This window comes from Limnoglobus sp., from assembly GCF_059499385.1.
This window is the reverse complement of sequence record NZ_JCABYM010000074.1, coordinates 24,228-46,092: the sequence shown is the minus strand read 5'-3', so window position 1 is coordinate 46,092 and position 21,865 is coordinate 24,228. Positions and strand designations below refer to the sequence as shown.

10 protein-coding genes are annotated in these 21,865 nt (G+C 70.7%); 6 read left to right on the top strand and 4 right to left on the bottom strand.

Features of this window, described 5'->3' with window-relative positions; all coding sequences use genetic code 11:
* Positions 1 to 247: 247 nt before the first annotated feature.
* Complete coding sequence (gene accB, locus AC5JJ2_RS13760; protein WP_495858571.1) at positions 248 to 745, top strand: acetyl-CoA carboxylase biotin carboxyl carrier protein; 498 nt, start codon at positions 248 to 250, stop codon at positions 743 to 745.
* 91 nt (positions 746 to 836) lie between these two features.
* Positions 837 to 2,186, top strand: coding sequence for an acetyl-CoA carboxylase biotin carboxylase subunit (gene accC / locus AC5JJ2_RS13755; protein ID WP_495858570.1), 1,350 nt, complete (start codon positions 837 to 839; stop codon positions 2,184 to 2,186).
* Between the two features lie 26 nt (positions 2,187 to 2,212).
* On the opposite strand, the gene AC5JJ2_RS13750 is transcribed toward accC, so the two are convergent.
* The 3 genes from AC5JJ2_RS13750 to AC5JJ2_RS13740 form a co-directional block, all read right to left on the bottom strand.
* Complete coding sequence (locus AC5JJ2_RS13750) at positions 2,213 to 2,599, bottom strand: hypothetical protein (RefSeq protein WP_495858569.1); 387 nt, start codon at positions 2,597 to 2,599, stop codon at positions 2,213 to 2,215.
* Positions 2,600 to 2,688: 89 nt separating this feature from the next.
* The gene (locus tag AC5JJ2_RS13745; RefSeq protein WP_495858568.1) at positions 2,689 to 3,693 is read right to left on the bottom strand and encodes a C1 family peptidase; all 1,005 of its coding nucleotides are present in this window, start codon (positions 3,691 to 3,693) and stop codon (positions 2,689 to 2,691) included.
* Positions 3,690 to 4,337, bottom strand: a complete 648-nt coding sequence (locus tag AC5JJ2_RS13740) for a hypothetical protein (protein WP_495858567.1) — start codon at positions 4,335 to 4,337, stop codon at positions 3,690 to 3,692. The genes AC5JJ2_RS13745 and AC5JJ2_RS13740 overlap by 4 nt, the downstream gene beginning before the upstream one ends.
* Positions 4,338 to 5,128: 791 nt before the next feature.
* On the opposite strand from AC5JJ2_RS13740, the gene AC5JJ2_RS13735 reads away from it, so the two are divergent.
* Positions 5,129 to 12,874 carry an SdrD B-like domain-containing protein gene (locus tag AC5JJ2_RS13735; protein ID WP_495858566.1) on the top strand — a complete coding sequence of 2,582 codons (7,746 nt, stop codon included), beginning with the start codon at positions 5,129 to 5,131 and terminating at the stop codon, positions 12,872 to 12,874.
* A 190-nt stretch (positions 12,875 to 13,064) separates the two neighbouring features.
* Positions 13,065 to 13,970, top strand: a complete 906-nt coding sequence (locus AC5JJ2_RS13730) for a DUF1559 domain-containing protein (protein ID WP_495858565.1) — start codon at positions 13,065 to 13,067, stop codon at positions 13,968 to 13,970.
* Positions 13,971 to 14,052: 82 nt separating this feature from the next.
* On the opposite strand, the gene AC5JJ2_RS13725 is transcribed toward AC5JJ2_RS13730, so the two are convergent.
* On the bottom strand, positions 14,053 to 16,410 hold the full coding sequence (locus AC5JJ2_RS13725) for a PAS domain-containing hybrid sensor histidine kinase/response regulator (protein WP_495858564.1): 2,358 nt from the start codon (positions 16,408 to 16,410) through the stop codon (positions 14,053 to 14,055).
* Positions 16,411 to 16,597: 187 nt separating this feature from the next.
* Here AC5JJ2_RS13725 and AC5JJ2_RS13720 point away from each other — a divergent pair, with 187 nt between their 5' ends.
* Positions 16,598 to 17,518 carry a sugar phosphate isomerase/epimerase family protein gene (locus tag AC5JJ2_RS13720; RefSeq protein ID WP_495858563.1) on the top strand — a complete coding sequence of 307 codons (921 nt, stop codon included), beginning with the start codon at positions 16,598 to 16,600 and terminating at the stop codon, positions 17,516 to 17,518.
* A gap of 222 nt (positions 17,519 to 17,740) precedes the next feature.
* The gene (locus AC5JJ2_RS13715) at positions 17,741 to 21,790 is read left to right on the top strand and encodes a hypothetical protein (RefSeq protein WP_495858562.1); all 4,050 of its coding nucleotides are present in this window, start codon (positions 17,741 to 17,743) and stop codon (positions 21,788 to 21,790) included.
* Positions 21,791 to 21,865: the final 75 nt, after the last annotated feature.

Genomic DNA, 21,865 nt, shown 5'->3' with positions numbered 1-21,865 from the left:
CCGCCGCCCCCGGTGCCCCGGCGTCCCCGCTTTAACGCGCCGCGGGCGCGGGGGGGGGTTGTGGGGGGGGGCGAAAAACCCCGCCGGCAAGCCGGCGGCTATATAAGAGCGACTCGCGTCGCTTAACGGCCCCGCACCGCGGCGAGAATCGCCGCCGTTGCCGTCCCTTCATATCCTGTAGTCAACCAACCGAGGGCGGGCCGACCGGCCCGCCCTTGTCGTCTACCCAGGACGGAGGAAACCCACCGTGGGGTCCGACAGCAAACCCGGCGCGAACCGCCCGTTCGACACGAAGACGGTCGAATTCCTGGTCAAGCTCATGGCCGAGCAGGACCTGAGCGAGATCGACCTGCACGAGGGCGAGCACCGCATCCGCCTCCGCCGCGGGGCGCGAATCGTGACGGCCGCGGCCGCGCCGGCCCCGGCCCCCGTCGCGCCGTCCCACGCCCCGGCCGCCGCCGCCGCGCCGGCGACATCACCGCACGCCCCGCCGGCGAAGTCGAACCTGCACGAGATCAAGTCGCCGATGGTCGGCACGTTCTACGCGAAGCCCGGCCCGGACAAGGACGACTACGTGAAGGTCGGCAGCAAGGTGAAGCCGGATACCGTCGTCTGCAAGCTCGAGGCGATGAAGTTGTTCAACGACCTGCCCGCCGACTGTTCCGGCACGATCGCCGAGGTGTGCGTCAAGAACGGCCAGCCGGTCGATTTCGGCACGGTCCTGTTCCGCGTCGAGTTGTCCTAGCGCGGATCGCGGAACTCGGAACGCGGAACGGAAAACCCACGTCGCTTCGAGTTCCGCGCTCCCACTTCCGAGTTCCGAGTTCGAGCGAAGCATGTTCCAACGCATTCTCGTCGCCAACCGGGGGGAGATCGCCCTCCGCGTCATCCGCGCTTGCCGCGACCTCGGCATCGAGGTCGCCTGCGTCTACAGCGAGGCCGACAAGGACGCCCCGTACTTGAAACTCGCCGACCAGGCCATCTGCATCGGCCCCGGCCCGGCCCCGGAGTCCTATCTGAAGGTGGACCGGATCATCGCCGCCGCCGAGATCGCCAACGCCCAGGCCATCCACCCCGGCTACGGGTTCCTGTCCGAGAACTCGAAGTTCGCGCACATCTGCCGGGAGTGCAAGATCGAGTTCATCGGCCCGCCGGAAGAGGCGATGGACGCCGTCGGCAACAAGGACAAGGCGAAGCAGCTGGCGAAGAAGGCGAAGGTCCCGACCGTTCCCGGCTCGGACGGGATCGTCACGTCCGACGAGGAGGCGCTGAAGTTCGCGCACGCCGTCGGCTACCCGGTGCTCATCAAGGCGTCCGCCGGCGGCGGCGGCCGCGGCATGCGGGTCGCCCGCAACGACATCACCCTCCTCAGCGGCCTCCAGTCCGCCCGCCAGGAGGCCGAGCAGGCGTTCAAGGACGGGTCCGTCTTCCTCGAAAAGTACCTCGACCAGCCGCGGCACATCGAGGTCCAACTCCTCGGCGACCGGCACGGCAACGTCATCCACCTCTACGAGCGCGACTGCTCCCTCCAGCGCCGCCACCAGAAGCTCGTCGAGGAGGCCCCGGCCCCGAACCTGCCGGAGAAGGTGCGGGACAACATCTGCGACGCGGCCGTGCGGCTGGCGAAGGCGGCCGGGTACTACTCGGCCGGGACGTGCGAGTTCCTGGTGGACAAGGACAACAACTTCTACTTCATCGAGGTGAACGCCCGCGTGCAGGTCGAACACCCGGTCACGGAACTGATCACCGGCGTGGACATCATCCGCGAGATGATCCGCGTCGCGGCCGGGGAGAAGCTCCGCTACCGGCAGAAGGACATTTCCCCCCGCGGCCACGCGATCGAGTGCCGGATCAACGCCGAGGACCCGGCGAAGGACTTCCGGCCGTCGCCGGGGACGATTACGACGTGGCAGCCGCCGGGCGGCCCCGGCGTGCGGTTGGACTCGCACGTCGTCCCCGGCTACCGCGTCCCGCCGAACTACGACAGCATGGTGGCGAAGCTCCTCGTCCACCAGCCGTCGCGGGACGAGGCGATCGCGGTGATGCGGCGGGCGCTGCGGGAGTTCACGGTCGAGGGCATCGCGACGACGATCCCGATCCACCAGCGGATCATGAGCACGGCCGAGTTCATCAACGGGACCGTGGACACGACGTTCATCGAGCGGAGCCTGATGCCGGGGAAATGACGCCGCGAACCGCCCCGCCCCTGGAATCAATTCGCCTCCCGGCCGGGAAGTTCCGTCGAGCCGGTCGTGCCCGTCGCGAGGGCTTGGCGGACGGCGTCCGCCGTCGGGCGGCCGGGGAGGTCGAGGCGGCGGAGCGTGCCGCCGTGCGGCCGGCCGATCACGACCGCCCCCGCCGCCGCGTCCGGGAACGATTCGCACGCGACGCAGACGCACCCGGCGAGGGGCGTCGCCGGGCGGCCGACGAACACGACGAGCGGCTTGCCCTCCCTCAGCGCCTTCGCGTGCTGCTCGGCGTAGGTCGGCGGCGCGAACGCCAGCGCGAGGGCGGCCTTCGCCCGCAGCTTCTGGGCGGGCGTCGGCCCCGCACCGGCGGCGAGGGCGGGGAACAGAACCAGGGTGATGATCGTTCGCATGGGAAGGTTCCGATATAGCCGCCGGCTTGCCGGCGGGGTTTTGGGTAGGAGGAAGGCCCGCCGGCAAGCCGGCGGCTAAATACTGTGGGTCACCGGCGGGCGACCCGTGAATCGTCAATGGTTTGCTTCGCGTACCAGTCGAGCTTCCGCGCCGGGAAGCCGCGGAAGTTGCTGAACGCCCAACTGTCGCCCTGCTTCAACATCCGGTCCAGCACGGCCGCGTCCGCCCAGAACCCGGCCGGCGACGGGTCGCCGACGCCGCGGGGGCCGCCGTGCGCGGACGCGCCCCACGAGTTCAACAGGAACCCGCCGGGGCGACTTCCCCCGCGCACGCCGACCAGCGCCATGCAGTGCATCCAGACGCCCCGCGGCTGGCAGAACCCGTCCGCGTCGCGGGCCATGTTGAACCCCTGGCTGCTGCACACGATCAGCGGGTAGCCGTTGCGGACCGCCGCCCGCGCCTCGTCCCAACTCCGCACGTTCGCCACCGCCTTCACCGGATGCTTCCGCGCCTCCGGCTCCAACTCGTCCGGCACGCCGGTGTTGCCGAACTCGCGACACCGGGCCACGCTGTACGTCCGCAAGTCGAACCGGCCGAACACGCCGCGGGGCAGGACGCCGTAGTCGGTGACGAACTTCGCCGCCCACGCCCCGACGCTCCCGTCGCCGCGGACCCGGCCGCCGCCGACCTCCACGCGGGAGCCGCCGTAGATCACTTCCTGAACGAGGTCGCGATACTCCTCCCGCGCGCCGCTCGCGATCTGCACGCAGATCAGGTGCTCGACGGCCGCGGCCGTGCCGAAGCTCACGCACGACCCGACCGACCCCTGGTCCCGCGGCGGGATGAGGCCGCCGAGCACCTGCCGGGCCGCGTCCCACAGGAACACGTCGTCCGGCCCGGCGTACTCGCTCTGGAATGCCTCCGTGGTTTGGAACTGCGGGTTCGGGATCGTGCCGGTGATCGCCCGAACCTGATCGCGGTCATCGACCCAGCCGAACGTGCGCGGTTCGTTCGACGGCGGCGAGGGGAAAACCCAGATGCCGAGGCCGGCGAGTACGACGCCGGCGAGAAACAACCCGATGCGCTTCGTCATTTCAATCCCTCCAGGGTGGTGGCAACGCGGTCGAAGAGTTTCGCCGCCTTCGTTCGCGTGGCGGCGTCGAGCGGCTTCTCGCCGTCGGTGGACAGTTCCTTCGCGACCTCCTCGGCGATCCGCTTGCGGAGGCCGACGAGCGCGTCCGCCGGGACGAGCGTGGCGGCCGCGGCCCGGATGCGGGCGGCGAGGTCGCCGGTCGTCGCCACGTCCGCCTTCTCCGCGAACGCGACCGCCTCCCGGTACAGGGCCGCCAGCTGCGCCGCGTGCGCGGGCTTGTCGGCGGTCGCGTCCTCGGCGAACAGCTTCCCCAGGTCGCGGGCGAGCGGGTCGGCCGGGGCGGGGCCGGGCGGGTCGCCGACCACAACGACGCACTTCGCGGCGTCGCTCGGCACGTCCCCGGCGGCCGTCCAGGCGAGGACCGTGTACCGCCCCGGCTTCGGGCTGCTGAACACGGCCGCGGCCCCGTCCGGGAACGGCACGAGGTCGGCGTCGTCGGCCGCGAGGTGCCAGCGGACGTGCCGGCCGGTCGTCTCGGCGGTCAGCCGGACGATGCGGCCGGGCGCGGCCTTCACCTCGTCCGGCAGTTTGATCGCCGGCGACGGCGGTTGGGCGAGCAGGGCGGTAAGGAACAGCGGGACCATTGGCGGCAACCCTCGGAGTGCGGGATGCCGGAAGATAAGATACGTTTGTACACTGTCAACAAAAATTAGTAGGCACACCCCGTGTGCCGTCTCCTCGGCGTGTCGGCGGGTTCGTCGGGGTCGCGGCGGACACAGAGTAGTAGGCACACTCCGTGTGCCGTTTCGTTCCCGCCGCGGGGAGTTCGTCCGAGTCACTGCGGCCACCAGCAGACGGCACACGGAGTGTGCCTACTACTTTGGTCGCGCTCGTTATAACCGTGACGGCCCCGGTCCCGCCGTGGAGGGGGTGGGGGGGTAGAATCTTCGGCATCTTGGACATCTACTAGAAAACAAGGCGTTCCCGGCGCTCGTCGGGGAAGTCCGGGCCCGGCCGGTCGCGCGCGGCGTCCCGCCTTTACCCGCCTCGACGACTGAACGAATTGCGACGGATGTGTCCGCGGGCCTCCCGACGACTTCACACGTCATTCGTGAAGTCGCTGAAGCAGTCAAAAATGAAAGATCGATAGGAGATGAGAATCACCCGGCGATTGCGGGCCGTCGTTTCTTTGGGATCAAACTCGCGGACCGAACGACCCTGAATTCTCGACACGCCTTACCCGGCCGGTCCCGGACTGTGGCGAAATCGGGCACTACCGGGGTAAAGGCGGCAATTTGGGGACGGTTTCGGTGGCGGTTACTCGGATGACGGGTAGAGTATTTCCTCTATGCCTTCAGCCGGTCTCCCGCCGCAGGACGTGAAGCACCCGCGCGGCCCGACGCCACCTGATAGGCACCCTTGAGGTTCGCCCATAATGCCCAACTCGTTCTTCGCCCGCCGGGCGCGCGGGCTGCTGCGCCGTTCCCTTCTCCGCCCCGCTCCGACGAAGCTGGCCGCCCTGCCGTTGGAAGCCCGTGAGGTGCCGGCCGTCGGCGGGTTCGCGTTCCAGGACTACAACGCGAACGGCGTGCTGGACGCCCCCGGCACGCTCGCCAACCTCGGCGGCACGGCCGTGGGGGCGGCGGGGACGATTAGCACGGCGACCGACGCCGGCGTCGGCAACATCACCGTCACCGTGTTCGACGCGGCCGGGGCGCAGGTCGGCCAGACGACGACGGCCGCCGGGACCGGGGCGTGGTCCGTGCCCACCGGGGCCGGGCAGTACCGCGTCGAGTTCACCGGCTTGGCCGCCGCCGGGTTCGCGGCCGGGCCGCACGGCCCGGCGAACGGCACGACGACGCAGTTCGTCATGGACGGCGCGGCGGCGGTCAACCTCGGCCTCGTCCAGGCGGCGACGTACTTCCAGAACGACCCGCTGCTCGTCACGTCCCGGTACACGTTCGGCACGGCCGTCGGGAACACGGAATCGGCGATCATCAGCTTCCCGTACTCGTCCGGCTCGACGCAGCAGGCGAACAGCGACGCCGCGAACCGGCAAGCCCTGAGCGACCACGCGGTCTCCATCCCGGCGTCGCAGGTCGGGACGACGTGGGGCCTCGGGTTCAACCGGCAACAGCGGGCCGCCTACGCGGCGGCGTACGCGAAGCGGCACAGCGGCCTCGGGCCGGGCGGGACCGGCGCGATCTACACGTTCGCCCTCCCCGCGACCGACACGCCGAATTCCGTCACGACCGCGGCGCAGTGGATCAACCTGGAGGGCCTCACCGGCGTCCGGGACGCGGCCACGAACGCGCTCCAGCCGGCGGTGGACACGCAGGGCGGGTTCGGCGCGTTCTTCACGGCCCGGACCGGCGGCGGGTACGCCTACGACACGGACTCCGGGAACGCCGGGTGGAACGCCGTCGGCAAGTCGTCCCTCGGCGGGCTGGACGTGAGCGCCGACGGCGGCACCGTTTACGTGATGAACCTCGCCGACCGGCGGCTGTACATCATCCCGGTCCTGGCGAACGGGGCGGCGGACGCGGCGAACGTCCGGTCGATCGCCGTCCCGACGCCGGCCGGGGCGGACCCGAACGACGTGCGGCCGTGGGCGGTGCAGGCCCGCGGCGGCCTCGTGTACGTCGGCCTCGTCGATTCGGCGGAGAGCGACCAGAACCGGACGACCCTCCGCGGGTACGTGTACGCCTTCGACACCGCGACGAACGCCTTCGGCGGGTCGCTGGTGAACGACGCCGGCGGCGACGGGTTCGACCTGAGCTACGCCCGCGGCAGCAGCTTCGCCGGGTCGGACGACTTCCGGGCGTGGTCGCCGACGTACAACCGGGTGCAGTTGAACAACCTCGCCGGCGGGCTGTACGCGTCGCAGTACCCGCAGCCGATCGTCAGCGGGCTGGCGTTCGACACGCAGGGGAACCTGACGATCAGCATCCGCGACCGGAACGGCGACCAGACCGGCCGCGGGGCGCAGTCGAACGGGCCGGAGGCCGGGCCGCCGCTGCTCGCCGGGTCGCCGGCCGGGCGGGTCGAGGGGGTGTCGTCCGGGGACCTGCTGAAGGCGTTCGCCGACGGCGGGACGTTCGACATCGAGGCGAACGGCCGGAACCCGAACAACGTCGCCCAGGCCGGCACGGGCGTGGGCAGCGGGTTCGGGCCGGGCGGCGGCGAGTTCTACGGCGAGGACGACTACGGCAACGGCGGCCTCGGCGGCGGGCACGGCGGCACGAGCCTCGGCGGGGTGACGCAGCTGCCGGGGTTCGGCAGCGTCGTCAACGCGCACTTCGACCCGCTGTACAACGGCGACCTCCGCACCGGCGGCATCCGGTGGTTCGACGCCGACGCCGGCGGGCTGGAGAAGTCCTACCAGATTTACAGCCGGGACGAGGGGGCGACCGGGCCGACCGACCCGGACGGGACGTTCGGCAAGGCGAACGGCCTCGGCGACCTGATCGCCATCGCGAACGACCCGCCGGTCGAGATCGGCAACCGCGTCTTCCGCGACACCGACCGGGACGGCGTCCAGGACCCCGGCGAGCCGGGCATCCGGGACGTGATCGTTCAGCTGCAGGACATTAACGGGAACCTCCTGGCGACGGCGAAGACGGCGGCGGACGGCAGCTACTACTTCAGCAACGGCCCCGGCACGACCACGGACGGCGAGCAATACGGCGTCGCCGGCTTGGCGAACGGCGCGAAGTACCAGGTCGTCATCCCGAACGTGTCCGGCACGCAACAGGTCCCGCTCACCGGGCTGATCCTCACGACCGTAAACGCCGGGCACACCGGCGACGGCACGACGACGGACGGCAACGGCGACCTGCGGAACTCCGACTTCGCCCTGACCGGCACGAGCGGCGTGTCGGTCGTGAACCTGATCGGGAACGCGGCCGGCAACAGCGTCCACACCTCCGACGCCGGGTTCATCGACGGCGTGTCCCTCGGCGATTTCGTGTGGGAGGACTCGAACAACGACGGCGACTTCGACGCCGGCGTCGAGGCCGGGATCGCGGGCGTGACGGTCAACCTCTATCAGGCGGCGGCCCCGAACACGGTATTCGCCACGCAGCAGACGGTCGCCGGCGGCGGCTACCTGTTCACCGGGCTGCTCGCCGGCGACTACATCGTGGAAGTCGTCGGGCCGGCCGGGTTCCGCAGTTCCAGCGGCGGCGGGGCGGACCTCGTGAACGGCCCGTTCGAGTCCGCGCTCCCGCCCGGCAACAGCCTCACGAACGAGGTGGACCACGGCAAGGCCGTCAGCGGCAACAACGTCACCGGCTACGTGATCCGCGCGAACACGGTGACGCTGGCCGCGAGCGGCAACCCGGACGGCGGCGGGTTCGCGAACCTGCGGCAGGACTTCGGCCTCGTCCGCACGTTCAGCCTCGGCAACCGCGTCTGGCTGGACAAGAACAACAGCGGCACCATCGACGCGGCCGACGGCGGCACGCCGGGGATCGACGGCGCGACGGTAAGGCTGTACCGGCCGACGGACTTCGACGCGGCGGGGAACCTGCTCGCCGGGGCGACGGCCCTCCGCACGACGACGACCGCGAACGGCGGGTACTACCGGTTCGACGACCTGCTCGGCGCGGCCAGCGCCGCCGACCTGTCGGCCGGCAGCTACGTCGTCGTGGTGGACGCCATCGCCGGCGCGCGGTCGAGCACCGGCACGAACGGCAGCGCCGCCGGCCCGTTCGAGCCGGCCCCGACGCTCATCGGTGCGCCGACGACGACCGACAGCGATGACAGCGGCACGACCGTCGCCGGCGGCCTCGTCCGCAGCGGCGTCGCCGTGGTCGGGCCGGGCGCCACGCTGCCGACCGGCGAAGGTGATCTCGTCGGCCTGCCGAACCCGCAGGGGACGGCGGACGCGGCCGCGAACATGACCGTGGACTTCGGGTTCTTCCGCCCGCTCGCCCTCGGGAACTTCGTGTTCGAGGACGCGAACAACAACGGCACGCACGACGCCGGCGAGGCCCCGCTCGCGAACGTCGCCGTGCAGCTCATCGACGCGCTCGGCAAGACGGCCGGCACGACGACGACGGACGCGAACGGCGCGTACCTGTTCACGAACCTGTCGCCCGGCCAGTACACCGTCCGCGTCACGACGCCGGCCGGGTTCACGACCAGCACGGGCGTGAACGGCGGCGCGAGCGGCCCGTTCGAGCCGGCCCCGCAGACGACGACGAACAACGTCGATCACGGCACGCTGAACGCGACGATCACGGCCGGCAAGTTCGTGGACGCCGTCGTCACCCTCGGCGACGTGGGGGCGGCCGGGAACCCGGACACGATCGTTAACCCGAACGACGCGAACCTGCGGCAGGACTTCGGGTTCTTCCGGCCGCTCGCCCTCGGCGACTTCGTCTTCGAGGACCGCGCGAACAACGGCGTCTTCGACGGGGCCGATACGCCGGTCGCCGGCGTGCTCGTCGAGTTGCTCGACGCGACGAACGCCGTCATCGGCAGCCGGACGACGCTGGCCGACGGGCTGTACCGGTTCGACAACCTCGTCAGCGGCAACTACACGATCCGCATCACGCCGCCGGCCGGCCAGGGGTACGCCAGCAGCACCGGGGCGAACGGGCAGGCGACCGGGCCGTTCGAGCCGGCGACCGGCATCACGGCGAACAACGCCGACCACGGCACGACGGCCGGCGGGTTCATCGCCACGACCGTGACGCTGCTGCCGGCCGGCAACCCGGACGAGGGCGGCGCGGCGAACCTGGCGCAGGACTTCGGCCTGTACCGCCCGGTGCTGCTCGGCAACCTCATCTGGCGGGACGCGAACAACAACGGCGCGTTCGACCCGCTCGCCGGGGAGACCGGCATCGGCGGCGTGGCCGTCGATCTGCTCGATTCCGCCGGGACGGTCCTCGCGTCCACGACGACCGACGGCAACGGGCTGTACCAGTTCCCGGTGACGCCCGGCCAGTACCGCGTGCGGATCGCGCCGCCGGCCGGCCTCGTCAGCAGCACCGGCAACGGCCCCGGCCCGTTCGCCCCCGGCCCGTTCGAGCCGTCCGCCGGCCAGACGGCCGACGGCGTGGACCGCGGCACGGCGGCCGGCGGGTTCGTCCAGACGGAACTCATTACGGTCACCGACCCCGGAACGGCCGGCAACCCGGACAGCGCCGGGTTCGCCAACCTGCGGCAGGACTTCGGCCTCTACTCGCCGATCGCGCTCGCCCTCGGCAACCTCGTGTTCGAGGACGCGAACAACAACGGCGTCCGCGACGCCGGCGAGCCGGGCATCCCCGGCGCGACGGTGACGCTGCTGGACGCGGGCGGCAACCCGATCACCGCCACGACGACGGACGGGACCGGGAACTACCGGTTCGACAACCTGCCGCCAGGCACGTACACGGTGCTGGCCCTCGCGCCGGCCGGGTTCCGCAACAGCGACGGCGTGCGGACGCCGGACGACACCGACCACGGCCTCATCGACCCGGTCGCGGCGAACAAGGCGACGAGCGCCGTCACGCTCACCAACCCGGCGGTGACGCCGAACCCCGACGAGGGTGGTACCGCGAACCTCCGGCAGGACTTCGGGTTCTTCCGCCCGCAGGCGATCGGGAACTTCGTGTTCATCGACGCGAACAACAACGGGTCGAAGGACGCCGGCGAGGTCGGGAAGGCCGGCGTGGCGGTGCAGCTGGTCCAGGGCACGTCCGTCCTCGGCAGCACCACGACGGGCGCGAACGGGAACTACCTGTTCCCGAACCTGACGCCGGGGACGTACACGGTGCGGGTGACGCCGCCGGCCGGGTTTTCCACCAGCACCGGCAAGAACGGCAGCCCGACCGGGCCGACCGAGCCGGGCCTGACGGACGCGACCGACAATGCCGACCACGGCACGGCCACCGGCACCACGATCAGCGCGAACGTGACGCTGACGGCCGGCGCGACGAACCCGGACGGCCTCGACAACCTCCGGCAGGACTTCGGCCTGTTCCAGCCGCTGACGTTCGGCGACACGGTGTTCGCGGACGCGAACAAGAACGGCACGCTCGACGCCGGCGAGAAGCTGCTGCCGAACGTGCCGGTGCAGCTGACCGACGGGACCGGCACGGTCGTCGGCACGGTGACGACCGGCACGGACGGCAAGTACCAGTTCACGAACCTCACGCCGGGCACGTACACGGTGCAGGTGACGCCGCCGGCCGGGTTCACGCTGACGCCGGTGACGGTGGACCCGACGGCGAACGCCGGCAACCAGAACGTCGGCACGCAGGTCGGGAGCGTCATCCAGGCGGGCGTGACGCTGTTGCTCGGCGGCGCGCCGAGCATCGAGGGGAACACGAACGGCAACAATTTCGTCAACGGCGACTTCGGCCTCGTCGCCCCGCCGTCGGCGAAGGTGTCCGGGTTCGTCTACCGCGACCCGAACCTGGACGGCCAGTTCGTCCGCGGCACGTCGCCGAACGGGGACACCCCCATCGGCGCGGTGACGGTGACGCTGTTCGACAACGCCGGCGTCCAGGTCGGCACGACGAAGACGGACAACAACGGGTTCTACCAGTTCACCGGATTGCTGCCGGGGACGTACACGATTGTCGAAAGCCAACCGGCCGGCCTCTTGGACGGCCTCGACACGCCGGGCAGCCTCGGCGGCACGTCGCCGGCCAACGACACGTTGCAGGTGACGCTCGCGGCGAACGACGACGGGCAGAACTACAACTTCGGCGAGTACCAGCCGACGCAGGTGTCCGGGTACGTGTGGGTGGACGCGAACCTGAACTGCCAGTACGACCGCGGCAGCGAGATCACCGTGGCGAACGTGCCGGTCACGATTAGCGGGACGGCGTTCGCCGGCACGCCGTTCGCCCGGCCGCTGACGGCCGCGGACGTGCCCGGCGGGCTGACGGTCCGCACCGACGCGCGGGGCCGCTACCTGTTCCCGGTGCTGCCGCCGGGCGTGTACACCGTCACCCGCGGCGACCTGCCGGCGGAGGCGGCCGCCCTGTACGCGGACGGGTGCGAGCAGATCGACGACCGCGCGACGCCGGCCCCGGCGGTCACGAACAACCAGTTCTCGAACGTGACGACGATCCCGGCCGTCGTCCGCGGGTCGCTGAACTTCGGCCTCATCTCGGTCCTCGACCCGACGAAGCGGCAGTTCCTCGGCTCCTCCGGCGGCTCGAACGGCGCGACGACGCCGGCGTCGAGCTGGCCGCCGGGCACGCCGAACAGCCCGACGGTCCCGCTGTCCCCGGCGTTCGGCGTCGGCAACGCGGCCGCCGGCTCGGCCTACGTGATCGTGTCCGCGGGCGCAGGGCTGTCCCCGCAGGTCCGTGTATTCGACTACGCGAGCGGCGGCGAAAAGTTCCGCCTCCAACCGTATGAATCGACGTTCACCGGCGGCGTCCGGGTGGCGCAGGGCGACGTGACCGGCGACGGCATCGCCGACATCGTCACCACCACCGGCGTCGGCGGCGGCCCGCGGACGCGGGTGTACGACGGCGCGACCGGCAACCCGGTCATGGACTTCTTCGCGTTTGAATCGACGTTCCGCGGCGGCACGTTCGTGACCGTCGGCGACGTGAACGCCGACGGGTTCGGCGACGTGATCGTCGGGGCGGAGGTCGGCGGCGGCCCGCGCGTCACGACGTTCAGCGGCAAGGACGGGTCGGTCCTCAACAACTTCTTCGCGTTCGATTCCACGCAGCGGGGCGGGACGCGGGTGGCGGCGGCCGACTTCAACGGCGACGGCCGGGCCGACATCGTGGCGACGACCGGCAAGGGCGTCCCCACGCGGGTCCGGGTGTTCGACGGCACGAACGTGTCCCAGACGCTCCGCGACTTCGCCCCGTTCGAGGCCAGCTTCACCGGCGGCGTGAACATCACCGCCGGCGACTTCAACGGCGACGGCACGCCGGACATCGGCGTCGGCGCGGAGGTCGGCGGCGGCCCGCGGGCGCAAATCTTCGACGGCAAGACCGGCGCGGCCGTGGTGAACACGTTCGCGTTCGAGGCCACGTTCCGCGGCGGCGTCCGGGTGGCGGCCCAGGACGTGAACGGCGACGGCCGGGCGGAGTTGGTCGCGACGCCCGGCCCCGGCGGCGGGGCGCGGGTCCGCGTCATCGACGCGGCGACGCTGCAAGACCTCGACGCGTTCTACGCGTTCGAGCCGAACTTCGTCGGCGGGGCCTACGTCGGCTGACCGCCCGCCCGGAATCGGATCGGCGGCCGGGGTTCCGTGGACCCCGGCCGCCGATTTTTTTGTTGACACGATTCGTGAGAGTCGTTTAATCTTCTCCCACTACCTCTCATCTTTTCGCCGGCCTTCGACTCGCACTCGTCTCTCCCGGCCGGTCCCGGTCGCCCGTACCCGTCTCGGATTGGGGACTCGCATGACTCGCGCGCCGTCCGTCCACCGCCCCGCCTTCACGCTGATCGAACTGCTGGTCGTCATCGCCATCATCGCCATTCTCATCGGCCTACTCCTCCCGGCCGTGCAGAAGGTCCGGGAGGCCGCCGCCCGGATCAAGTGCGGCAACAACCTGAAGCAACTCACCCTGGGGATGCACAACTACGCCGGCGTCCGCGGGCACTACCCGCCGGCGTTCGCGAACACGGCCACGCGGAACGGCCAGTACTACCCCGGCTGGGGCTGGGGGGCGCTACTGCTCCCGTTCGTCGAGCAGGACGGGCTGTACAAGCAGCTCCAGCCGGAGAACCTGCTGTTCGCCCCGGCGACGAACCTGGCGGCGAAGCCGACGCCGCTGACGCAGACGAAGCTCGGCGTGTTCCGCTGCCCGTCGGACCCGGCCCCGGACCTGAACCCGTTCCGCCTCCTCCCGGCCGACGGGTCGTTCGCGCTGTCGAACTACCGGGCCGTGTGCGGGACCGACTCGTCGGGCTTCTTCTACGTGAACGAGGACCGCAACGGCGTCCTGTGGCAGAACAGCAAGGTGACGTTCCAGATGATCCCCGACGGCACGTCGAACACGGTGGCCGTCGGCGAGTGCGTGTTCGACGACCGGCCGGGGGTGAACAAGTGGGCGGCCATCTGGGCCGGGCACACCGGGCTATACCAGGGCGGCGTCCGGATCAGCGACGTGATGTGGCACCTGGACGACAACTCGGCGAAGATCAACGGGACGGCCCCGCAGGCGTTCGGCAGCCGGCACACCGGCGGGGCGTACTTCGGGTTCTGCGACGGGTCGATCCGGTTCTTCCGGGAGACCGGCGACCCGGCCGTGACGAAGTGGCTCGGCCGCCGCAACGACGGCCGGGTGATCTCCGTGGAATTCTGACTTGTAGGGCGGGTCAAGGCTTTGCGCCGACCCGCCGGGGGACTGGGACCGACGGCGGGTCGGCGCAAAGCCTTGACCCGCCCTACGGCTTCCCGTTCCGCCCGTCGAGCGCGTCGCGGGCGGCCTTGCCGAGCGTGCCGGGGCTGTACGGCTTGTCCAGGAACGTCACCTTGTCCTCGGCCGCCGCCGTCCGGTCGGCCGAGTACCCGCTCGCCAGGATCACCGGCACGTGCGGGTTCGCCGTCCGGATCGCCCGCATCGCGTCCAGCCCGGACAGGTTCGGCATCGTCAGGTCCAGCACGACCAGGTCGAACGGCTTCTCGGCCGTCGTGAACGCCGTCACCGCCTGCTGGCCGTCCTCGGCCGTCGTCACCTCGTACCCGAGGTGCTTCAACACCGTGCCGGCGAGCGTCCGGATCATCGGCTCGTCGTCCGCGATCAGCACCCGCTCCCCCTGGCCCATCGGGGACGGGGCCGGGGCCGGCGTCCGGGTGTCGTCCGGGACCACGCCGCGGAACTTCGGCAGGTACACGTCGAACGTCGTCCCCTGGCCCGGCTCGCTGTCGCACTCGATCCACCCGTCGTGCGCCTGCACGATGCCGAACACCACGGCGAGGCCCAGCCCGGTCCCCTGGCCGGTCTCCTTCGTCGTGAAGAACGGCTCGAAGATCCGCTGCCGCACGTCCGCCGGCATCCCCGTCCCGGTGTCCCGCACCCGGAACCGGACGTACTCGCCCGGCTTCGGCCCGACCGTCGGGTGCGCGTCCTCCGGCTCGATCGTCACGTTCCCGTTGCTCAGGAACAGCCGCCCGCCGCCCGGCATCGCGTCGCGGGCGTTGAGACACAGGTTCATCAGGATTTGCGTCACCTGCCCGGCGTCCGCCCACGCCCACCACCCGTAGGGCCGCGGGGCCGGCTCGAGGACGATCCGCGGGTCGATCGTCCGCCGGAGGAGATCGACCGTCTCGTTAATCAGGTCGGCCGGGTCGATCGGGTGGAACTGGAGCGGGGCGCGGCGGGCGAACCCGAGCAGCTGGCTCGTCAGGTCGGCCGCCCGGCGGGCCGCCTTCTCGGTCGGCTTCAGCAGGTCGTCGAGCGGCTGGCCCTTCTGCAGCTCGCGGGCGAGTTCGAGGTTGCCGAGGACGACGGTGAGGAGGTTGTTGAAGTCGTGGGCGACGCCGCCGGCGAGCTGGCCGACGGCCTCCATCTTCTGCGCCTGCCGGAGCTGGTCCTCCAGCCGCTTGCGGCTCGTCCCGTCCCGGCCGACGAGCACCAGGCCGGTCACCTTGCCGTCGTCGTCCCACACGGGCGACACGAGGATGTCCAGCAGCACGTCCTGGCCGTCGCGGTAGCGGATCCACTCCTCCGTCCGGGCCGGGTTGCCGGTGCGGACGACGCTCCCCTCGATGATCCGCAGCCGCTCCGCCCACGGGAACGGGAACACCTCCAGGCAGTTCAGCCCGACCAGGTCGCGGATCGTCATGCCGGCGAGTTGCTCGAACGCCGCGTTCCCGCCGGTGAACCGGTCGTTCAGGTCCTTCTGGCAGATGATGTCCGGGATGGCGTTGAACAGCGTCTTCATGAGCGCGTTCTGCCGCCGGAGTTCCTGCTCCGTCCGCCGCCGGTCGGTCACGTCCCGGAAGTTGAGGACGATCCCCATGACGCTCAGGTCGTCCAGCCGGTTGACGCCGACCGTCTCGGCGTCCCGCCACCGGCCGTCGGCGTGCCGCATCCGGAACAGGGACGGGATTTCCGCGCCGGGGTTGGCCAGGATTTCCTTCACCTTCTCCCGGACGTAGGACTTGTCCTCCTTGTGGACCAGTTCCGAGACGCTCCGCAGCTCGAGCGCCATCGGCGTGTGGCCGAGGATGCGGGTGACGGCCGGGCTGACGTACTGGATCACCCCCCGCGCGTCGATCACGAGCGTGCCGTCCCCGGACTTCTCGACGAGCGCCCGGTAGCGGGCCTCGCTCTGGTGGACCTCGGTTTCCGCCTGCTTGGCGCGGGCGATGGCGGCCCGCCGCTCGGCGTCGTCCCGGACGGTGTACAGGGCGATCGTCTTCGGCCGGACGTGCAGCCGGGTGACGGTGACGGTGACGGGGATCCAGCCGGGGTGGGCCTTGATCCGCATCTGGAACCCGCCCTTGCCGTGGAACACGGTCGTCTTCCCGGCCGCGGCCCGGATGCGGTCCACCTCCCGCGTGCCGTGCTCGAGCCGGAACAGGTCCGTCGCCCGCGCCCCGACCAGCTCCGGCTTCAGGTAGCCGGTCAGCCGGAGGACGGTCTGATTCGCTTCGAGGATGAGGTCGGTGTCCGGGTCGATGAACAGCAGCGCGTCGCCGTTCTCGTCGAACAGCGTCCGCGCGAAGTCGGGCTTGTCGAAGGGGATCATGGGCGTCATCGGGCGGCTCGTCGTCGGTTCGACCCGGTGCGTTGCCATGACCGAACTCGGCGGGCGGGCGGGTCGAACACGCTGGGCGCGAGTCGCACGAATCCGTTCGAGTTTAGCATGGCAGGAACTCGCGAACCGAACAATAATACCACTTCCTCAAATTCTACGACGAGTGTTCATCATGATGCCAAATCCGAATCGGCGAAATGTCCTGCTCGGGGCGGGGGCGGTGGGAATGCTGGGATTCCCGACGGCGACGGCGGCCGGCCCCCGGCCGTCGGGCGAGGCCGCACCTTTCGGGTTCTGCCTGAACACCAGCACGGTCCGCGACAACGGCAAGTCCCGCCCCATCCTGCAACTCATCGACCTCGCCGCGCGGGCCGGGTATCAGGCCATCGAGCCGTGGATCGCGGAACTGGACACGTACGTGAAGGACGGCAACAGTCTGCGGGACCTGGGCAAGCGGATCGCCGACGCCGGGCTGAAGGTCCCTAGTGCCATCGGGTTCGCCGAGTGGATCGTCGAGGACGAGGTCCGGCGGAAGAAGGGCCTGGAGACGGCGAAGCGGGACATGGACTGGGTCCAGCAGATCGGCGGCTCGCGGATCGCGGCCCCGCCCATCGGCGCGACCGGCGGGACGAGCGCCCGCGACGACCCGAAGAAGTCGGAACCGATCATCGACCTCGTCGCGGCGGCCGACCGTTACCGGGCGCTGCTGGAGTTGGGCCAGGCGATGGGGGTGACGCCGCAAGTGGAGGTGTGGGGCTTCTCGAAGACGCTGCGGCGGCTGGGCGAGGCGTTCCTGATCGCGTCCGAGTGCGGCAAGGTCGGCGGGTGCGTGCTGCCGGACGTGTACCACCTGTACAAGGGCGGCTCGGACTTCGCCGGGCTGAAGCTGCTCGGCGGGGCGGCCGTCGGCATCTTCCACGTCAACGACTACCCGAAGAAGGACCGCGGCACGATCACGGACGCCGACCGCGTCTACCCCGGCGACGGCGTGGCCCCGCTGACGGAAATCTTCCAGACGCTGAAGGCGATCGGGTACAAGGGCTACCTGTCGCTGGAGTTGTTCAACCGCGACTACTGGAAGCAGGACGGCCTGACCGTGGCGCGGACCGGGCTGGAGAAGATGAAGGCCGCGGTGGGGAAGATATAAGAAATGGCCCGCAGATGACGCAGACCTTCGGACGCAGATGAAAACCGGATCAATACCAAATCATCATTGATTTTATCCTCTTCATCTGCGTCGAAGTCTGCGTCATCTGCGGGCCATTCTTGGTTTCCCCCGGCTCGTTCACTTTCGCCGGCCGGTTCTGCTAGGATGTAGGAGCGGGCCACCCGGCGAACGGCCGGGGCCGCGCGCCCGGAAGCGATGCGGATGGACGGCATCAACGCGGAACTCGGTCGCCGGTTCGACGCGGGCAAGCTGCTCGGCTACCTCAACTTCTCCGACGGCCGCCCGGACCCGCGGTTCCGGAAGCTGCTCGCCGACGCGTTCGCGCACCTCATTGACGCCGGCGACCCCGCCCCGTGGCACGCCACCGCCGCGTGGCTGGTCGCGGCCGCGGACGAACTCGAAGCCGGCGGGTCCGCCGCGTTCCGCGACCTGGCGCAGGCCAAATTCATCCGCCGCGTCGGGTTCGAGCTTGTTCCCGCTGCGTACCGCAAGCACCACGCCGACCTGCTCTCGCACCAACAGGACGCGCACCTGTTCACCGCGTTCTTCCTCGCCCGATCCTGCGAGGTCGCGCTACGGGAGCGCACCAAGTCGCCGGACGCGGACGCCGAGAAGTTGGCGAAGGCCGTCGTCGCAGCGCTCAACGACTACGTCGGCTACCGGCCCATCGCCGTGCTGGAGACGCGGCCGCAGACGGAGTTCTACCCGCACGAGAAGGTCGCCGCCGTACCCGTGTTCTTCGCCGGCGTCGGCGTCGCGCCCGGCCCGTATGCCGACCTCGTGCGGCCGGCGCTGGAACTGCTCGCGAACACCGACACGAACCTCCGGGAAGAGGCCGGGTTCGAGTTGGGCAACCTCGACGAACTCGCGGTCGATCCCCGCGCCGCGGACCACTTCCACCCGGTCACGAAGCGGCCGAACGTGCTGTTCGGCGAGTGGGACCCGCACCACATCGACAACCGCGGCAACTACCGCCGGTTCATCCTCCGCCAGCCGACGCTCGACGCCTTGCACCGGTGGGCGAAGCTCAACTCGCCGCACGGGTTTGATAGCGAGCGCCTGTTCGAGAGCGTCGCGGTGCTGGCCGGCACGATCCTCATGGGCGCGGGCGTCAGCGGGTCCGGCCCGGCCGTGTACGACTCGTCCGTCACGCTGACCACGCTCGTGCAGCGGATCGCCCGCTACCGCGACGAGTTCTACAAGCGGCTCCTCGAACAGCTCCCCGGCGCGCAGGGCGAGCGGCTGCGGGCCGAGGCGCAGAAGCTGAAGCAGCCGTTCGCCGGCGTGCGGCAGTTCCTGAACCAGTCGATCGCCACCGAGCGGGCGCTGCACCTCCAGGAACGCCGCCTCGCGATGCTGTTCGCGGCGATGGGCTACCCGGCCGCGGCGCGGGAACGGGCGGCGCACATCCCGGCCCCGTCCGTGCGGTTCAACTGCGAAATCCGCGTCCGCCAGACCGGTGCGGAATTCGCGGCGAAGGCCGGCCGGCCGAAGGAGGCCGCGGACCTGCTCGCCGAGGCGGAAGACCTGATCCACCGCGGCATCAACTGCGGCGCGATGATCGACCCGTGGAACATCCTCGGCTACCAGGGCCTGTTCCCGATCTTCCCCGGCCGGGAGGACACGGTCCGCGACCCGCGGGCGGAGGAGCTTATCCTCACCGTCGGCCGGCAGTTCGACCGGTATGCCCTGACGCTGACGGCCGCCGTCGCCGCCGGGGACGCCGCCACCGTCGAGCGGCTGACGGCGCAGATGCGGAAGCTGGCCGACTGGTGGGACAAGTACGCGACCACGACCGTCGGCGACATGCCCCGCGTCCAGGGCGGCGAGCGGACGGACGCGGCCGGGCACGTCTCGAACGCCCTCGCCCTGTGGCGGAAGGCCGGGACCGGCGCGAACGACGTGGGGTTCTGGCGGAAGCACCGCGACGGGTTCCGCACCCCGTCCGCGTTCGCCCAGGTCATCGACGCGCTGCTGGACACCGGCGACTACAAGGGGGCGCTCGCGCTCTTGATGACGTGGCTGGGCGAGGCCCCGAAGCCCGGCGTGGACCACGACGCGACGCCCGGCGCGAACCTCGGCGTGCCGCTGCAGGACCCGTCCGCGTCGTTCGTCCGCCTCGCGTTCCGCTGGCTCAAGAGCCTGTGCGCCGCCGACGTGCCGACGAGCGAGAAGAGCGGCCTCGTCCGCCGGTTCTTTGAACTGTTGGAGGCAAACGCCGAGGACCGCTGGCAGGTTCCGACGCTCACCCGCAGCGGGGCGGCCGCCGTCACGCTGGACGAACCCGACGAGGACGAGGAGGAAGACGAGGACGAGGAGCTGTTCGCGTCCGCCTACGAGGGGATGCTGTTCAAGGACTCCGCGGAGGACGGGAACGAGGGGTCCGTCGCGGACGGGGACGGCCCGGCGTCGCCGACCGACTTCCCGCTGGAGGCCGACTCGGACGCGCACGAGGACCGGCTGCGGTTCCTGGCGGCCGTCGCCCGGTGGTGGCGGACGGTCGCCCGCCCCGACCTGTGGCCGCCCTACGACTCGGCGTCCGCCGTCGCCCTCAACGAGTGGCTGCAAACGGCCCGCACGAACCAGGCCCGGCTGACCGAGTTCATCGACAAGCTGTCCGCCGTCGAACTGCCGGCCCCGTCCACCGGCGTGGACGGCGTCATGGAGTTCGACCGCCGCCGGTCGTTGAAGGGCCACCTGCTCGACCTCGCCGTCTCGACGGTCGTGGAAACGGCGACGGCGATCCGCTCCTTGACGGCGGCGATCACCCGCGCCGCCGAACTGCCGTCCGCCGAGGAGCCGCGGGCCGGCGGGACGCCGCCGGCGTGGGAGGACGTGGCCGTCCGCCTGGAGCGGGGCATCGCGTCGAACGATCCGGGGATGGCGAAGAAGTACGTCGTCGGGTTCGTCCCGCTGTTCCGGCACGAGCCGCTGCTGGTGCATCCGCCCGCGGACGGCGGCCCGCCCGGCCCGGCGATCCGCACGCAGACGGCGCTGCACCTGATCGAATCGCTCCTCGCCCGGCTTCCGCGGCTGGGGCTGCTCCGCGAAACGTACCAGCTCACAAAGCTGGCCCGCGCGATGGAGCGGAACACGCCGCCGGAGGGCCGCCGGGTCAGCTCGTTCGACCAGCTCTTCCGCACGGCCGTGGTGAACGTCGCCGACGCCCTGCTCGCGTCCATCGAGGCGCAGCCGAAGGAGGCGCTCGACACCGCGACCCTGTTCCCGGTCATCCGCCAGGTCGCCGACTCGTTCCAGAAGCTGTGGCTCGAACACAGCCACTCGCTGCGGCTGTCGGCACTCGAGGCCGTGCTCGACGACGACGACTGGAACGAGCTGGCCGCGTTCGTCCGCAAGTACGGGTCGGACCTGTTCACGGTGCGGTTCCTGACGCTCTCGAACATCCGCGGCATCCTGACGCAGGGCACGGAGACGTGGCTGAACCGGATGGCCGACCCGGAGAACAGCGGCCACCTCAAGGCGGACGAGGAGCCGCCGCAGGTGATCGAGGCGTGGGGCGAGGCGACGGCGGCGAAGGGGCAGATTTCCAAGAACCTGGAGATCGTGCTGCAGGCGCTGGTCGAGCACTACGACGAGTACCGGGACTACAACACGACGACGACGCAGTCCGACTACGGCGAGAACCTGTACATCCTGCTCGACTTCCTGCGGTTGAAGGTGTCCTACGAGCGGGTGGCGTGGCGGCTGAAGCCGTTCATCCTCGTGCATGAGGTGCTGTGCCGCCGCGGGCTGGACGAGTTGGCCGGGAAGTGGCGGGAGTACATCCACGGGAAGACGCAGAGCATCGCGGACGACCTGCTGTCGAAGCTGGCGGCCCGCGAGACGGAGCACAGCCTGCGGGTGCGGACGGTGCGGAACCGGCTCGAAGAACGCTTCGTGCAGCCGCTGCAGATCGACCAGGCGGCGGCCCGCGTGGCCCGCGCCGCGGCCGTGGCCCGCGACGCGGCGATGGCCGCCGGCGGCGCGCTGCCGGAGTCGGCCCCGGCGTTCGTGGGGTTGCTGGACGTGATCCGCCCGCTGGCGGACTCGCCGTCCGGCGTGGGCCTGGACGTTCCCGTGTGGCTGCGGCGGCTGGAGGACGAGTTGCGGAAGTTCCGGACCGGCCCCCGCCCGGCGGACGCGGACGACGCCGACCCGCCGGACGACCCGCTGCTCCCGCCGATCACGCGGCTGGACTTCACGGAGCTGAAGCGGCAGCTCGCCGACTGGGACAAGGCGATTGGGGAGTAGTTAGTTGGTAGTTACAAGATGAAAAGCTCGAAGTTTACGGCTCGGAACTGCTAACTACCAACTGCCAACTAACAA

What these genes read in the sequence shown, in the direction of transcription:
- accC (WP_495858570.1), top strand. Translation starts at nt 837, where the DNA reads ATGTTCCAACGCATTCTCGTCGCCAACCGGGGGGAGATCGCCCTCCGC.
- AC5JJ2_RS13750 (WP_495858569.1), bottom strand. Translation starts at nt 2,599, where the DNA reads ATGCGAACGATCATCACCCTGGTTCTGTTCCCCGCCCTCGCCGCCGGT.
- AC5JJ2_RS13745 (WP_495858568.1), bottom strand. Translation starts at nt 3,693, where the DNA reads ATGACGAAGCGCATCGGGTTGTTTCTCGCCGGCGTCGTACTCGCCGGC.
- AC5JJ2_RS13740 (WP_495858567.1), bottom strand. Translation starts at nt 4,337, where the DNA reads ATGGTCCCGCTGTTCCTTACCGCCCTGCTCGCCCAACCGCCGTCGCCG.
- AC5JJ2_RS13735 (WP_495858566.1), top strand. Translation starts at nt 5,129, where the DNA reads ATGCCCAACTCGTTCTTCGCCCGCCGGGCGCGCGGGCTGCTGCGCCGT.
- AC5JJ2_RS13730 (WP_495858565.1), top strand. Translation starts at nt 13,065, where the DNA reads ATGACTCGCGCGCCGTCCGTCCACCGCCCCGCCTTCACGCTGATCGAA.
- AC5JJ2_RS13725 (WP_495858564.1), bottom strand. Translation starts at nt 16,410, where the DNA reads ATGGCAACGCACCGGGTCGAACCGACGACGAGCCGCCCGATGACGCCC.
- AC5JJ2_RS13720 (WP_495858563.1), top strand. Translation starts at nt 16,598, where the DNA reads ATGCTGGGATTCCCGACGGCGACGGCGGCCGGCCCCCGGCCGTCGGGC.
- AC5JJ2_RS13715 (WP_495858562.1), top strand. Translation starts at nt 17,741, where the DNA reads ATGGACGGCATCAACGCGGAACTCGGTCGCCGGTTCGACGCGGGCAAG.